General features: G+C 66.4%; 13 protein-coding genes. 11 read left to right on the forward strand and 2 right to left on the reverse strand.

Features of this window, described 5'->3' with window-relative positions:
* The 5 genes from hpnE (at position 1) to ACYQ4T_RS06420 (ending at position 6,038) form a co-directional block, all read left to right on the forward strand.
* Complete coding sequence (gene hpnE, locus ACYQ4T_RS06400) at positions 1-1,248, forward strand: hydroxysqualene dehydroxylase HpnE (RefSeq protein ID WP_459851575.1); 1,248 nt, start codon at positions 1-3, stop codon at positions 1,246-1,248.
* Positions 1,245-2,021 (forward strand): GNAT family N-acetyltransferase, encoded by a 777-nt coding sequence (locus ACYQ4T_RS06405; protein ID WP_459851577.1) that lies wholly within the window; start codon positions 1,245-1,247, stop codon positions 2,019-2,021. Before hpnE ends, ACYQ4T_RS06405 begins: the two co-directional genes overlap by 4 nt.
* A gap of 106 nt (positions 2,022-2,127) precedes the next feature.
* Positions 2,128-3,618, forward strand: a complete 1,491-nt coding sequence (gene gabD / locus ACYQ4T_RS06410) for an NADP-dependent succinate-semialdehyde dehydrogenase (RefSeq protein ID WP_459851579.1) — start codon at positions 2,128-2,130, stop codon at positions 3,616-3,618.
* A gap of 78 nt (positions 3,619-3,696) precedes the next feature.
* Complete coding sequence (locus tag ACYQ4T_RS06415) at positions 3,697-4,647, forward strand: ABC transporter ATP-binding protein (protein WP_459851581.1); 951 nt, start codon at positions 3,697-3,699, stop codon at positions 4,645-4,647.
* Positions 4,644-6,038 (forward strand): hypothetical protein, encoded by a 1,395-nt coding sequence (locus ACYQ4T_RS06420; RefSeq protein WP_459851583.1) that lies wholly within the window; start codon positions 4,644-4,646, stop codon positions 6,036-6,038. Before ACYQ4T_RS06415 ends, ACYQ4T_RS06420 begins: the two co-directional genes overlap by 4 nt.
* Here ACYQ4T_RS06420 and dapF read toward each other — a convergent pair.
* Entirely contained in the window at positions 6,019-6,897 is an 879-nt protein-coding gene (dapF, locus tag ACYQ4T_RS06425) for a diaminopimelate epimerase (RefSeq protein WP_459851585.1), read from the reverse strand. The genes ACYQ4T_RS06420 and dapF overlap by 20 nt on opposite strands.
* Positions 6,894-7,781: a MurR/RpiR family transcriptional regulator gene (locus ACYQ4T_RS06430; RefSeq protein ID WP_459851587.1), complete on the reverse strand. Its 888-nt coding sequence runs from the start codon at positions 7,779-7,781 to the stop codon at positions 6,894-6,896. The genes dapF and ACYQ4T_RS06430 overlap by 4 nt, the downstream gene beginning before the upstream one ends.
* A gap of 157 nt (positions 7,782-7,938) precedes the next feature.
* On the opposite strand from ACYQ4T_RS06430, the gene ACYQ4T_RS06435 reads away from it, so the two are divergent.
* The 6 genes from ACYQ4T_RS06435 (at position 7,939) to ACYQ4T_RS06460 (ending at position 15,217) form a co-directional block, all read left to right on the forward strand.
* Positions 7,939-8,802 carry an ABC transporter permease gene (locus ACYQ4T_RS06435; RefSeq protein WP_459851590.1) on the forward strand — a complete coding sequence of 288 codons (864 nt, stop codon included), beginning with the start codon at positions 7,939-7,941 and terminating at the stop codon, positions 8,800-8,802.
* On the forward strand, positions 8,799-9,605 hold the full coding sequence (locus ACYQ4T_RS06440) for an ABC transporter permease (RefSeq protein ID WP_459851592.1): 807 nt from the start codon (positions 8,799-8,801) through the stop codon (positions 9,603-9,605). Before ACYQ4T_RS06435 ends, ACYQ4T_RS06440 begins: the two co-directional genes overlap by 4 nt.
* Positions 9,606-9,650: 45 nt before the next feature.
* On the forward strand, positions 9,651-10,808 hold the full coding sequence (locus tag ACYQ4T_RS06445; protein WP_459851595.1) for an extracellular solute-binding protein: 1,158 nt from the start codon (positions 9,651-9,653) through the stop codon (positions 10,806-10,808).
* Between the two features lie 145 nt (positions 10,809-10,953).
* Complete coding sequence (locus tag ACYQ4T_RS06450) at positions 10,954-12,018, forward strand: ABC transporter ATP-binding protein (protein WP_459851597.1); 1,065 nt, start codon at positions 10,954-10,956, stop codon at positions 12,016-12,018.
* Between the two features lie 39 nt (positions 12,019-12,057).
* Positions 12,058-13,455, forward strand: a complete 1,398-nt coding sequence (gene gor, locus ACYQ4T_RS06455) for a glutathione-disulfide reductase (RefSeq protein WP_459851600.1) — start codon at positions 12,058-12,060, stop codon at positions 13,453-13,455.
* A gap of 172 nt (positions 13,456-13,627) precedes the next feature.
* On the forward strand, positions 13,628-15,217 hold the full coding sequence (locus ACYQ4T_RS06460; protein ID WP_459851602.1) for a sensor domain-containing diguanylate cyclase: 1,590 nt from the start codon (positions 13,628-13,630) through the stop codon (positions 15,215-15,217).
* Positions 15,218-15,306: the final 89 nt, after the last annotated feature.

A 15,306-nucleotide genomic window follows, 5' to 3' on the forward strand; every position in this document is an offset into this window, starting at 1 on the left:
ATGAGCGGTACCGTCCATGTCATCGGGGCCGGCATGGCGGGCCTCGCCGCCTCGCTGCGGCTGGCGCAGGCCGGACGGAAGGTTGCGCTCTACGACGCCGCAGGCCAGGCGGGCGGGCGCTGCCGCTCCTATTTCGACGAGACACTCGGCTGCCGCCTCGACAACGGCAACCATCTGCTGGTCAGCGGCAACACCGCCGCCATGGCGTATATCGCCGAGACCAATGCCGCCGCGACCTTCGTCACCGCCGACATCGCCGCCTTTCCCTTCCTGGACTTGAGGACGCAGGAGCGCTGGTCGGTGCGGCCGACCGAGGGCCGCGTGCCTTGGTGGCTGTTCGTCGCCGGCCGCCGCGTCGCCGGCACGCGCGCGCTGGATTACCTCGACGCGCTGAAGCTCAGACGGGCCGCCGCGACCGCCACTATCAGCCAGACCCTGGACGCGCGCCGCGTCATCTACGAACGGCTCTGGGTGCCGCTGGCCGTCGCCGCGCTCAACACCGAGGTCGAGCAGGCCTCGGCGCAGCTGCTCGGCATGATCTTCGCCGAGACCTTCGGCCGCGGCGGCGCCGGCCTGCACCCGCTCTATCCCAGGGAAGGCCTGAGCGAGAGCCTGGTCGATCCCGCCCTCGCGGTGATCCAGGCCAAGGGCAGCACGCTGCGCTTCGGCCAGCGCCTGAGGTCGTTGCGCTTCGACGGCGAGCGCGTCGTCGCGCTGGATTTCGGCCGCGGCGAAGTGGCGCTCGAAGCCGAGGACAGCGTGGTCCTCGCCGTCACCGCGCCGGTCGCCAAGGACCTCATCCCCGTGCTCGATGCGCCCGATTCCTTCCGCGCCATCACCAACGCCCATTTCCGGGTCGAGACGCTGCCGGGGCAGGCCTACAGCTTCCTCGGCCTGGTCAACGGCACGGCGGATTGGATCTTCCTGAAGCCCGGCGTGGTCTCGACCACGACCAGCGCCGCCGACCGCCTGATCGATCGCGACGCCGAGGATCTCGCAACTTCGCTCTGGCAGGACATCGCGCAGGCCTATCGTCTGGATCCCGCAAAGATGCCGCCGCACCGCGTGGTGAAGGAAAAGCGCGCGACCTTCGCCGCGACGCCCGCGCAGCTGCTGCGCCGGCCGAAGGCCCGCACGCGGTGGCGCAATCTCGTTCTCGCCGGCGACTGGACCGACACCGGCTGGCCCGCCACCATCGAAGGCGCCATCCGCTCCGGCTTCACTGCCGCGTCAGAACTCGCGGCATGAGCGCGCTGCGCCCGCTGTCGGCACTCTCGGCCGAGGAGCGGGATTGGATCGCAAGCTTCCTCGGCGATGACGGCATCCTGCCGCTCTATTTCGACACCGCCATCGAGGATCTCGCGCGCGGTATCGACAACCGACTGGTGCTGATCGGAGGCGAGCGTCAGGGTTTCATCCTCGGTATCGCCTTTGCCGGATTGGAGGTCTTCACCATCGTCGGTGCGTTGAGCGATGCGGAACTGCGCCTGACCTATGCGCGGCCGATGCCCGGCGAGCTGCATGTCACGGCGGACCTCGCCGCGTCGCTGCGCCCGCATCTGCAGGATCGTCTTGCCGCTGAACTTGCGATGCGCGTCGAGACCTGCGCGATCGGTTCCCGGATGGCGGATCCGACCTGCCGGCTCATGACCGTAAGCGATGCCGATCGCTTGACGGCCTTCTATGACGCGCACAACCCGCGCCATGTCTTCTCGCCCTGGATGCTGGAGCATCCCTTCATCGCGGTCGAGGAGAAGGGAGAAATCCTGGCCGGCGCGGGCGTGCTGGCGCTCAGCAGACGTCTTGGCTGGGCATTGATCGGCAACTTCCTCACCCGGCCCGATCGGCGTGGCCGCGGGCTGGCGCGCCGGGTGGGGCAGACTTTGCTGGCGGCGCTGCGGCGGAACGGGATCGGCCACGCCGCGTTGGTGACGACGGACGACAATGCGGCTGCCCGCAGCGTCTATCGGGACCTTGGATTCGGCCTCGCCGAGGCCCGGGTTGAACTCGACCTCAGATAATCTATCTATCTGATATGAATTGATAAAAACCGATCCGCGCCCGCGTTGCATTTCGTGCCTTCGGGCGTATACTCCGCGCTTTCCAACAACCGACCGAGGTCTTCTCATGTCGCAAGCTGCCGCCAAGGCGCCGACTGCGGCTTCCCTCCCGCTCAAGGACAAGTCGCTGTTCCGCGAGCAGTGCTACATCGACGGCAAATGGGTCGATGCGGATTCCGGCAAGACCGTCGCGGTCACCAATCCCGCAACCGGTGAGACCCTCGGCACCATCCCCAACATGGGCACGGCGGAAACCAAGCGCGCGATCGAGGCGGCCAATGCCGCCTGGGGCGCCTGGCGCAAGAAGACCGGCAAGGAGCGCGCGGTCGTCCTGAGGAAGCTCTTCTCCCTGATGATGGAGAACCAGGAAGACCTGGCGGTGCTGATGACGGCGGAGCAGGGCAAGCCGCTCGCCGAGAGCAAGGGCGAGGTCGCCTATTCCGCTTCCTTCATCGAGTGGTTCGCCGAAGAGGGCAAGCGCGTCTATGGCGACGTGATCCCGACCTGGGCCGCCGACAAGCGCATCGTCGTGCAGAAGGAGCCGATCGGCGTGGTGGCGGCGATCACCCCCTGGAACTTCCCCAGCGCCATGATCGCGCGCAAGGCCGGCCCGGCTCTGGCCGCCGGCTGCCCGATCGTGATCAAGCCCGCAACCCAGACCCCGTATTCGGCGCTGGCCCTGGCGGTGCTCGCCGAGCGTGCCGGCATTCCGGCCGGCATCTTCAACGTGCTGACCGGCTCGGCGCGGGAGATCGGCGGCGAGATGACCTCGAACCCGATCGTGCGCAAGCTGACCTTCACCGGCTCGACCGAGATCGGCAAGCTCCTGCTGCAGCAATGCGCCGGCACGGTGAAGAAGGCCTCGATGGAACTCGGCGGCAACGCGCCCTTCATCGTGTTCGACGACGCCGATCTCGACGCGGCGGTCGAAGGCGCCATCGCCTCCAAGTATCGCAACACCGGCCAGACCTGCGTCTGCGCCAACCGCCTCCTGGTCCAGGACGGCGTCTATGACGCCTTCGCCGCCAAGCTCGCGGCCGCGGTCGCCAAGCTCAAGGTCGGCGACGGCTTGAAGGGCGAGACCCAGCAGGGCCCGCTGATCGACGACAAGGCCGTGGCGAAGGTCGAGGAGCATATCGCCGACGCGGTGAAGAAGGGCGCCCGCATCATCGCCGGCGGCAAGCGCCATGCCCTCGGCGGCACCTTCTTCGAGCCGACCATCTTGGCCGACGTGACGCCGGCCATGGCGGTCGCGAAGGAAGAGACCTTCGGTCCGGTCGCCCCGCTGTTCCGCTTCAAGACCGATGCCGAAGCGGTGCAGATGTCGAACGACACCGAGTTCGGCCTCGCCTCCTATTTCTACAGCCGCGACATCGGCCGCATCTGGCGCGTCGCCGAGCAGCTTGAATACGGCATGGTCGGCATCAACACCGGCCTCATTTCGACCGAAGTGGCGCCGTTCGGCGGCGTCAAGGAATCCGGTCTGGGCCGCGAGGGGTCGAAATACGGCATCGACGACTACCTCGAGATTAAATACATGTGCCTTGGCGGCATCTGATCGCTGCTCCTATGATCTGACCGGCCCTCGATTGAGAAGGGGGCCGGTCGTTTCATTGGCGGCGGCGGGAACCCAACGATGATCCGCGTCGAGCATCTGATCTTCGACTATCCGGGTCACCGCGCCCTCAACGACGTCAGCTTCCAGATCGCGCCCGGCACCATCACGGCGCTGGTCGGCCCCAACGGTGCCGGCAAGTCGACCTTGATGCGGGTCTGCTCCGGGCTGGAGCGGCCGTTTGCCGGAAGGGTGAGCCTGCAGGACATCGACGTCCACGAAAGCCCGCGCGAAGCCCACGAGCGGATGGGCTACCTCCCGGATTTCTTCGGCCTCTATGACGAGATGACCGTGCGGCAATGCCTGGAATACCGCGCGGCCGCTCAGGGCGTCTCCAAGGAGAAGCAGTGCGAGGCTGTCGACCTCGCTGCCGCGCGCATGGAGCTCACCGACCGCCTCAACCAGCGCGCCGGCGAATTGAGCCGCGGCTTGAGGCAGCGCCTGGCCATCGCCCAGGCCACTATCCACAACCCGGTCTTCGTCATGCTGGACGAGCCCGCCTCAGGTCTGGACCCGGAGGCGCGGATCGGCCTCGCCAACGCGCTGAAGACGCTCTGCGCCGAGGGCATGACCATCATCGTCTCCTCGCACATCCTGGCCGAGCTCGACGACTATTCGACCCACATCCTGATGATCCGCGACGGCCAGATCATCGAGCATGCGCCGTTGCGCGATCTCGGCAACGCGCCCGGCGATCAAGTGCGGATCTCGGTCACTTTGGCGGAGCCCGATCCGCGGCTGCCGCAGGTGCTGAGCGCAGTTCCCGGCATCGTGGTCGAGCGCGCGGACGAGCGCACCGCGCTGCTCTCGACCAACGGCGGCGCCACCACGCGCCAGGCGCTGCTCAAGGGCCTGGTCGAGGCTGGCCTGCCGGTGGTCGAGTTCAGCGCCGAGCGGCCGGGCCTGCAGGATGCTTATCTCGCGCGGATGCGCGCGGTCGACGGTCGTTCCGCCAATAGTCCTTCCAAATGAGGATCAACCCGGAGTTCCGCCGCAATGTCTGGGTGCAGTTCACCTGGACGCGCCTGCTGGCGGCGCCGCTGCTCACCATCATCGCCTGCTACGGCTACCTGCTGATTTCCGGCTACGATTATCGCTGGCTGCAGAACGCCGCGGAGCTGATCGGCGGCGGCGTCATCATCGGCCTGCTCGGCACCCGCCGCGCCGCGGATTCGCTGGCCGAGGAGGTGAGCGGCGGCACCTGGGACAGCCAGCGCATGTCGGGCCTGGGCGCCTGGCAGATGACCTGGGGCAAGCTCTTGGGCAGCACCGCCTTCAACTGGTACTGCGCGGCGATCGCCGTGCTGGTCGTGCTCTGGACCAGCAACCGGATCGAGGCCCTAGGCGGCATTGGCCGGCCGCCGTTCGAGGTGATCTTCAATGTCGCGGTCGGCGGCTTGATGGCCCAGGCCGCGGCCTTCGCCATCGCGCTCATCCTGATGCGCAAGGCGGCCCGCTACCGGCGCCTCACCATCACGCTCGCCCAAAGCTGCGGCTTCCTGCTCTATTTCTTCTTCGTGCGCGGTGGCTTCGGCGGCCAGACGCCGGCCCGTTTCCACTCGGACGCGGTCTGGCTCGGCGGGACCGTCACCTGGTACGGCAGGGAATACCCGACCGAGCTCTTCCGCCTCACCGTGCTCGCGATCGCCTGTGCCTGGGCGGTGCTGGGCGCCTATCGGCTGATGCGCAACGAGCTGCAATATCGCAGCCAGCCCTGGATCTGGACCCTGTTCAGCGTCTTCGTGGTGCTCTTCGTCGCCGGATTCCCGCCGGCGCCGCAGCTCGGCTATGCCTTCGTCGCGTTGGTGGTGCTGACCTATGCGGCATTCTTCGCAGATCACCGCGATCCCGTGCGCTATCGCTGGACGCTGCAGGCGGTCCGCGACCGCAACTGGCCGGAGGCCTTCGCCGCCATTCCCTGGTGGCTGATCAGCTACGTCTTCGCGGCGGTCGTCGGCGCGCTGCTGGCACTCACCCTGCCGGACAACATCGATGTCGGATACGTGCCGGACAATGCACCCCCCGCGCTGCAGATGGCCATGATGGTGCCGCAGCACCTGTCGACCGCGATGCTGCTGACCCTGCTGTTCGTGCTGCGCGACCTGCTGGTGATGCTGTGGTTCAGCTGCAGCCCCTGGCGCGCCAAGGCCGACGTCGCCGGGATCATCTATCTCGCCTTGGCCTATTGGCCGCTGGCGGCGATCCTCTGGGTGACCGGCGCGCCGCATCTGCTTTCCGTCGTGGTGCCGATCGCGACCGGCAACTTCGGCACCGACTTCGTGCCGATCGCCATCGAGCTCGCCTTCGCGATGTTCCTGTTCTACGCCCGTTGGCGCGAGATCACTAAGCTAAGGCCGAGGTAAGGCCGTGCGCTGCCAGCCAGGCGTCTGAGATCTCGCCCTCGGCGATGAGCTCCGCCGGCCCGGCCAGGGTCACCTCGGCGAACCCGGCCTCCGACGCGCGGAAGCCGATCCGCAGCAAGCCGCCGCCGGTCGGGTGAATGAGCACCGGCGACGCACTGCCGAACTTGCGATGCGCCATCAGCCCGACCGCCACCGCGCCGGTGCCGCAGGCCAAGGTCTCCATCTCGACGCCGCGCTCATAGGTCCGCATCCTGAAAGAGCCGTCGGCCCGGCGCACTGCGAAATTGGCATTCACCCCGCGCGGCGCAAAAGCCGCGTGATGCCGCAGCGCCCGGCCGATCCCATCGACATCCAGCGCCTCCAGGGCCGCCTCGCTCTCCAGGAAGATCACGACATGCGGCACGCCGGTATCGATGGCGAAGCCTTCGAAATTTTGTCCCGCGACCTCGAGGCGGAGCGGGGGGCGTTCATCGACCGGCGGCGTCATCTGCAGGGTGATGATCGCGCCGTCCAGCGCTGCCTTGATCGGTCCGGCATCGGTCGCCATCGTGCCGGCGCCGCGGATCAGCCCGAGCTGGGCGGCGCGCAGCACGGTGCAGCGGGCGCCGTTGCCGCACATCTCGCCGTCCATGCCGGTGCGGTTCACATAGGTCATGCGGAAGTCGGCGCCGTCGCGGCCCGGCTGGATCAGGATCAGCCCGTCGCCGCCCAGGCCCTTGCGCCGGTCGCAGATCTCCCGTGCCAGCGCCTCGCGCCGTGCATGCCAGAGGCCGACACGGTCGTCGATCACCACGAAGTCGTTGCCGCAGCCATGCATGCGCGCGAAGGGGAGGCCGAGCGGTTTCGAAGCCGCGTTCATTTCAGGCCGCCGTCGGCATCGGCCGGGCCGCCGACATGGCCGATGAAGCGGCCGTAGAGGCCGGAGACTTCCGCCATCCGCTTCTCCACCGCCGGCCCCAACTCCTTGAAGATCTCGTTGATCATCAAGTTGCTGAAGCTTGCCATCTGCGCGGTCGATTCCCAGAACATGTTGAACTCGGTCGGGATCACGAACATCTCATCCACGACCTCGTGGCCCCAGTTGCAGTAGATGTCCGTGATCAGCGTGGTCGGGATTTTGGCGCGCCGCGCCTCCCGTGCCAAGTCCAGGGCCAGCCGGGAATAGCGCCGCGCCTCGAACAGCACGAGGGCATTGTCCTTCGGCGCCTCCAGCAGCACATCGACGAAATTGCCGCCGGCGAGGTCGACCAATTGCACACCGGGCCGCAGGTATTGCAGCTGGTTGCAGAAGAACTGGGCGATTCCGCGCTCGGTCTGGAAGCCGGCGACATGGACCCGGGAGACCCGGGCCAGCCGCTTCACGACCCGTTTCCACTCCTTGGTCTGCGCCGTCTCGTAGATGCTGACCAGCGCCGCGATCTCCAGCTCCAGCCCGCGGGCCAGCGCATCGGCGCGCCGCCCGCTGCGCGCGCGGAAATCCTTCAGCCGGTCGCCGATCAGCCAGGGCGCGTCGCCGATATCAGCCTTGAGATCCGCCTTCAGGTCCTTGAAATGCCGGTAACCGAGGCTGCGGCAGAAGCGCCCGACCATCGGCTCGCTGACCCCGGTCTTCTCCGCGACCGTCGCCGAGGTCTCGAACGGCAGGGCGGAGAGGTTGGCGAGCATGTAGCTGGCGACCGCCTTTTCCGCCTTGGTGGCTTCGGCGAGGCTGGCGGTCAGGCGCTGTCGAACCGAACTGCTCATGGGCCCCGGCCGTGGAATGATGGACCAATCTCGCCAGTTTTCTAAAAGCGGGTCAATTGATTTCCATTTTCTGAACGCCTAGACTTGGCGGCTCAGGACTGAAGGCAACAAAGAAACGGGCCGCAACGACGGCCGACCGCAGGGAGCATCGGGCGTTTTGGTCAAGGCGGAACATCGGCCTTATCTGCTGCTGTCGCCGGCGCTGCTTTCGCTCGCCCTGTTCCTGATCGCGCCGATCGTCTTCATCTTCGCCTATTCCTTCTGGCTCAGGGCCGATAACGGCCAGGACATCCCGGCCTTCCAGTTCGGCAACTGGCAATCCGTGCTCACGGATTCCTTCTACTGGCTGGCCCTGCGCGAGACCTTCATCACCTCGGCGGTGACCACGCTGATCTGCATTCTGGTCGGATATCCCGCGGCGTATTTCCTGGCCCGCTGCCGCTTCAACAACAAGGCGCTGCTGCTGTTCTTGCTGTTCCTGCCGTTCTGGATCTCCTACATCATCCGCACCTTCGCCTGGATCAACGTGCTGGGGAAGAACGGCTTCGTGAACTCGGTGCTGATGGCGACCGGCGTTATCGATGAGCCGATGAAGCTGCTCTACAACGATTTCTCGGTGATCATGGGGCTCGCCTATTTCCTGCTGCCCTACATGATCATCAACGTCTATGTCAGTCTCGACGGCATCGATCGGAACCTCGAATCCGCCGCGCGCACGCTCGGCTGCACGGCCTGGCAGACCTTCCGCGAGGTGACCCTGCCGCTGTCGCTGCCTGGCCTGGGCGCAGGCAGCCTGCTCTGCTTCGTGCTGGCCGCCGGCAGCTTCGTGACGCCGCGGCTGCTGGGCGGCACCGATACCCTGTTCTATTCGGAGCAGATCTACGACGTGGTGATCGGGCAGCTCGACTGGCCGACTGGATCGGTGCTCTCGCTGATCCTGCTGATCTCGCTTGCCATCGTGGTCGCCGTCTACAACCGCTTCATGAGCCTCTCCGACATCTACCGGAGCTTCGCGAAATGAGCGGGGTGAGCGAGCGGCAGGGCCTGGGCTGGAACGCGCTCCGCCTGGTGACCTTCTGCGTCTACACCTTCATGTTCGCGCCGATCGTCGTCGTCATCCTGCTGGCCTTCAACTCGTCCCGCAGCGGCTCCTTCCCGATGGAAGGCTTCAGCCTGCAATGGTTCGTGAAGCTCTCCGAGAACCAGTCGATCGTCGATGCCTTCAAGACCTCGCTGGTCCTCGCCGTGACCTCGTCGCTGCTGGCGACCTTGATCGGTGTCATGGCGGCCCTGGCGCTGATCCGCTACAGCTTCCGCGGCAAGGCGGTGATCAACAATATCCTCAGCCTGCCGCTGCTGATGCCGGAAGTGGTGCTCGGCGTCGCCCTGCTGATGTTCCTGAAGTTCCTCAGCATGCCGCGCAGCTTCCTGGTCCTGCTGGTCGGCCACACCGTGCTCTCGCTGCCTTACGTGGTCCTGGTGGTGCAGGCCCGGCTGGTCGGCCTGCGCCAGCATTATGAGGAGGCGGCCCTGAGCCTCGGCGCCAACCGCATCCAGACCTTCACCGCGATCACCCTGCCGCTGATCGCGCCCGCGGTGATCGGCGGCTTCCTGTTCGCGGCGACCCTGTCCTTCGACAACATCACCGCGACCCTGTTCTGGAAGAAGCCGGGCATCGAGACGGTGCCGACCAAGATCTTCGCCATGCTGCGAACTTCGATCAGCCCGGAAATCAATGCGCTCGGCGCGGTGATGATCGTCATCACCATCGCTTTGCCGCTGGTCGGCGGCTTCATGATCCGCAGATTGAGCAGAGTTCGATAAAGAAGGAGCGGACGGCATGGTGCCGAGCCGCGGTCAATGGAGGGAATGATGGATCTCGGAGACAGCAAGAAATACCAGCGCCTGCTGGATGCCTATGAGAGCGGCGACGTCGATCGCCGCACGCTGCTGAAGATCATCGGCGGCATGGCGGCCGCGGTCGGCGTGGTCGGCCTGCCGGTCGCGGGCTTCAGCCGCAGCGCGCTCGCCGCGGTCGAGAGCATCCGCTTCGACGGCTGGGGCGGCATCGTCTCGGAAGCCTTCCACAACTACGCCTTCCCTCCGTTCACCGAGAAGACCGGCATCAAGGTGGTCGAGGGCGAGTTCGGCGATACCGAGGAGTTCCTCTCCCTGGTGAAGGCGGCCCAGCCGGGCGACTACAACATCTTCCTGGTCAGCGGCGTCTACGACTATGCGCGCTTCTGCAAGGCCGGCTTCGGCGAGGCGATCAACGAGGCGAACATCCCGAATCTCAACCTGGTCCTGCCGGCGACGCTCGAGGCCTTCCGTTCGGAATCCGAGGGCAAGCTCTACGCCGTGCCGTTCGACTACGGCGTGACCGGCCTTGCCTATAACCGCAAGTACATCTCCGACGCGGAGGCGAAGGCGCAGGGCGTCAAGCTGCAGTTCGACGAGAAGTACAAGGGCAAGATGGCGCTCTACGACAGCTTCCAGACCCGGGTCTGGATGTCGAGCCTGCATCTCGGCCAGGACCCGCAGGCCGCGACCGACATCAACGCGATCTGGGACGATCTCAGGAAGCAGCGCGAACTCGTCCTGAAATACTGGAACTCCGGCCAGGAGTTCATCGACCTGATGGCCAAGGAGGAGATCATCCTCTCCGACGGCTGGTCGGGCCGCGTCGCGGCCTTGCAGCAGGACGGCCATGACATCGGCTTCCTCGCCGATGTCGGCTTCGCCTGGCTGGAAGGCCTCTATGTGCTGAAAGGCAGCCCGATGGAGGCCGCCGAGCAGCTCCTGAACTTCTGCATCGAGCCGAAGGTGTCGATCGCCATCGCCGAGGGCCAGAACTATCCCTCGTCGCTCGATCCCACCAAGGTGCCGATGACCGACAAGATCAAGAAGCTGCCGGCCTATGACGACACCGGCAAGTTCGAGGGCTATGTCTGGGAGAAGGCGAAGTACTGGTACGACAACCAGGACGCCTACAAGAAGGAGTGGGAGCGGGTGAAGAAGGGCGCGTAAGTCCGCCGCTTCGTGCAACCAGTCTGTGGCACCCCCTCCCAACCCTCCCCCGTAGGCGGGGGAGGACTCTTCTTCTCCCTCCCCCATCTTTGGGGGAGGGGCGGGGAGGGGGTGCCACGCAATAACTCTGTGAAGCAGTGAACTGATGACCAACGCCGTCGAACTCAGCAACGTCACCCGCCGCTTCGGCAATGCCGTCGTCGCCGTCGATGACATCGATCTCGACGTGCCGAAGGGCGCCTTCGTGACCCTGCTCGGGCCCTCGGGCTGCGGCAAGACCACGACCTTGCGCATGATCGCGGGACTGGAGACGCCGGATGCCGGCGAGGTCCGGATCAACGGCCGGCGGATGAACGAGGTCGCGATCCACAAGCGCAACCTCGGCATCGTGTTCCAGAATTATGCGCTCTTCCCGCACAAATCGATCTTCGCCAACGTCGCCTTCGGCTTGAAGTACCGCGGCGTCGCCCGGGACGAGATCGAAAGGCGGGTCAAGCAGGCGCTCGACATCGTGCGGCTGCCCGGCGTCGAGGAGCGTTTCCCGAGCCAGCTGTCCGGCGGCCAGCAGCAGCGCATCGCGCTGGCCCGTGCGCTGGTGATCGAGCCCGACGTGCTGCTGCTCGACGAGCCGCTCTCGGCGCTCGACGCCAACCTGCGCGAGGAAATGCGGGTCGAGCTGAAGAACATCCAGCGCCGGGTCGGCGTCGCCACGGTCTTCGTGACCCACGACCAGGGCGAGGCGCTGGCCATGTCCGACGTCGTGGTGGTGATGAACAAGGGCAAGATCGAGCAGATGGGCGCGCCCGCCGAGGTCTACGAGCAGCCGCAGAGCGAGTTCGTCGCCAACTTCCTCGGCAACGCCAATTTCCTGACCGCGACCGTGGCCGGCGGTGAGGGTGGGGCGATCCAGGCCCGCCTCGCCGATGGCTCCACGTTGCACGTCGGCGGCGGTGCGACCCGCCAAGTCCATGCCGGCGATACGGTCAAGGTCGTGGTCCGCGCCGAGAAGGTGGTGCTGGGTTCGCCGCAGATCGGCGCGCTGGCCGGCAAGATTGTCGATGTCGATTACCTCGGCGCCCTCGCGCGTTACGAGGTCGAACTCCAGGGCGGCCAGCGCCTGCGGGCGCTTTCCTCGCTGCATGAGAAGGTCCGCGGCCTCGGCGAGACGGTCGGGGTCGGGATCGACCCGGAGCATTGCCGGATCCTCTAGCCGCGCCTACATTCCCCGGAGTGTGGCGAGGAGTGGGCCATGGCGCTCTACGACTATGATCTTTTTGTGATCGGCGGCGGCTCGGGCGGCGTCCGGGCGGCGCGCATGGCCTCGGGCTACGGTGCCAAGGTCGGGATCGCCGAGGAATACCGCTGGGGCGGCACCTGCGTCATCCGCGGCTGCGTGCCGAAGAAGCTGCTGGTCTACGCATCCCACGTCCATGACGAGATCGCGGATGCGGCCGGCTTCGGCTGGACCATCCCGGAGGCGCAGTTCAGCTGGCCGAAGCTGATCGAGAACAAGGACAAGGAGATCGCGCGGCTCTCGCAGATCTATGTCGATCTCTTGACCAAGGCGAAGGTCGAGGTGATCGAGGCCCATGCCCGCCTGGTCGATCGGCACACGATCGAGCTGGACGGCCGACAGGTCAGGGCCAAGACCATCCTGCTCGCCACCGGCGGCAAGCCGGAGCGGCCGCAGGTTCCGGGCATCGAGCATTCCATCACCTCGAACGAGGCCTTCCACTTGCCGCATCTGCCGAAGCGGGTCGCGGTGGTGGGCGGCGGCTATATTGCCGCCGAGTTTGCCGGGATCTTCAACGGGCTCGGCGCCAAGACTCATCTCCTCTATCGCGGGGCGCCGATCCTGCGCGGCTTCGACGATGACGTCCGCGCCTTCGTCACCGAGGAGATCAGGAAGAAGGGCGTCGAACTCCGCACCAACAGCGATGTCGAGGCGATCGAGCAGGCCGGGACGCATCTGCGCCTGAAGCTCAAGGGCGGCGAGAGCCTGGAGGTCGATCAGGTGCTCTATGCCACCGGCCGCGTGCCGAACACCGAGGGGCTCGGCCTCGCGGCCGTCGGCATCGACGTGGACAAGAAGGGCGTCATCCGGGTCGACGGCCATTCCCGGACCTCGATCGACAACATCTATGCGATCGGCGACTGCACCGATCGCCTCGCTTTGACGCCGGTTGCGATCAAGGAGGCCATGGCCTTTGTCGACACCGTCTTCGGCGGCAAGCCCTGGGCGATGGACCACAGCAACGTGGCCCACGCGGTCTTCTGTCAGCCGCAGGTCGCGACCGTCGGCATGAGCGAAGCGGCGGCGCGCAGCGAAGGCCGCCGCCTCGACATTTACAAGACCAGCTTCCGGCCGTTGAAAGCGACGCTCTCCGGCTCGACCGAGCGCGTTTTCATGAAGCTGGTGGTCGATCGCGGCACTCAGGTGGTGCTCGGCGTCCACATGGTCGGCGCCGACGCTGCGGAGATCATCCAGTCGATCGCCATCGCCGTGAAGATGGGCGCCACCAAGGCCCAGTTCGACCAGACGGTCGCGCTGCATCCCACCGCCGCCGAGGAATTCGTCACCATGCGCACCCCGGAGCCGGAACCGGTCGAGCCCGGCCTGGAGGACATGCAGGCGGCGGGGGAATGAGCCTGGCGACGCCTTCGCCAGCCCCCGTCCTCAGGGCAGATGCGATATCAAGGGTAAGATTTCCTGAATTTCGACCGCCTGCGTTAGGACAATCTCCACCATCTCTCCCTTACCCTGGCTCACCGTTGCGCGTCGAAATCGACGGCAATCTGGCCTCGTGGAGCGAAGGGGCATGGCGGCAAGCGTCGCGGTCCATTGGAAAACGGCGGAGGAGAAGCTGCAGGCGGCCTGGCGGCTCGGCTGCACCGGCCAGTCGCTTGACGCCTTGGCGCAGGCCCTCGAGGTCTGGGACGACGCCAAAGCCAAGCGCGACATCCGCCTCGAGGCGCGCGCCTCGATCGACATCGCCTGGTACTGCTTCCAGGTCGGTGAGGCGGAGCAGGGGCGGCAGCACGCCCGCCGTGCCGCCCAGCTTGCGCAGGGCCTCACCGAATCCGCCTGGGAGGCCAAGGCCCGCGCGCTGCATGCCTGGCTACTGACCGAGCTCGGCTGTCCGGAGGAGGCGGTCGAGGAAGCGATCCGGGCGCTGGGCCTCGCCGAAACCTGCGGCGACCAGACCGTGCTCTGCTGGGCCCTGAACGTCATGGGCATCGTCTTCTGGGTCTGTCGCCAGCCGGAGCGTGCTGTCGAGTTCTGCACCCGCGCGGTCGCGCTCGCGCGCAAGATCGGCGATCCCGTGCTGCTCGCCTGGTGGCTGATCAACCTCGGCGGCGCCCAGGCCGAGCTCGGCTATGCCGCCCGCGAGATGGGCGACGAGCCGACCTTCGAAGCCGCAATGGAAGCTGCGATCAAGGAGACCGAAGAGGCCCGTGCGCTGTCGCAATCCGCCGGCGATCCCTGGGCGCTCCGGCTTTGTCTCGGCAATCTCGCCGAATACTGCACCGAGACCGGCTGGTTCGAGGAATCAAAGCGCCGGCTCGATGCCTATGCTGCCGTCGTCGGCGGCAACTATCACCGCGGCGAGGAGCAGTATCTCTATACACTCGGCCAGACCCTCATCAACCTCGGCCAGGTGGACCAGGCCATCGAGCAGCTGACGCGATCGATCGAGATCGCCGAAGTCACCGGCAACATAGACACCATCGTCCATGCGACCGAGTATCTGTCGGAGGCCTATGCGCGAAAGGGCGACTACCGCCAGGCGCTGCAATTCCATCAGCGCTTCCACGCCGCCTATGTGAAGATGAGCGCCGAGAATGCCCAGCGCCGCGCGCGCCTCGCCGAGATCCGCTACGAGAGCGACAAGCTCCGCTCGCTGGCCGACCAAGATCCGCTGACCGGGCTCTACAACCGCCGCCGCCTGGAGGCGACGCTTGCCGAGCTCCATGCCGCCGGCCATCCCTATGCGATTGCAATGATCGACATCGACCACTTCAAGAAGATCAACGACAGCTTCTCGCACATGGTCGGCGACCAGGTGCTGCGCGAGGTCGGCGGCCTGATCCTCTCCGCGATCCGCGGCGACGACCTCGCCGTGCGTTACGGCGGCGAGGAGTTTGCCCTCCTGCTGAAGGGCGCTTCGACCGCGCCCGGCCATGACGTGTGCAGCCGGCTGCGCCAGGCCATCGCCGGCTGGGGCTGGGAGGGCGTCGCTGCGGGCCTCGCCGTCACCGCCAGCATCGGCCTGGCTGCCAGCGTCGAAGCGGCCGGGCCGCAGGCGCTGCTCCAACTCGCCGACCGGCGGCTCTACGCCGCCAAGGCCGGCGGCCGGAACCGGGTGATCTCTTCCGGCAGCCGCGAGCTGGACACCTCCGCCGGATAACGCGCCTCGATCCCGCCGAAGGCGGAAAAATATATTTATATTTCAAATGGTTACATTTGGACCGCCTCCTTCCGTCCGGGGAGCGCCTG

This window comes from Dongia sp. agr-C8 (genome assembly GCF_054658695.1).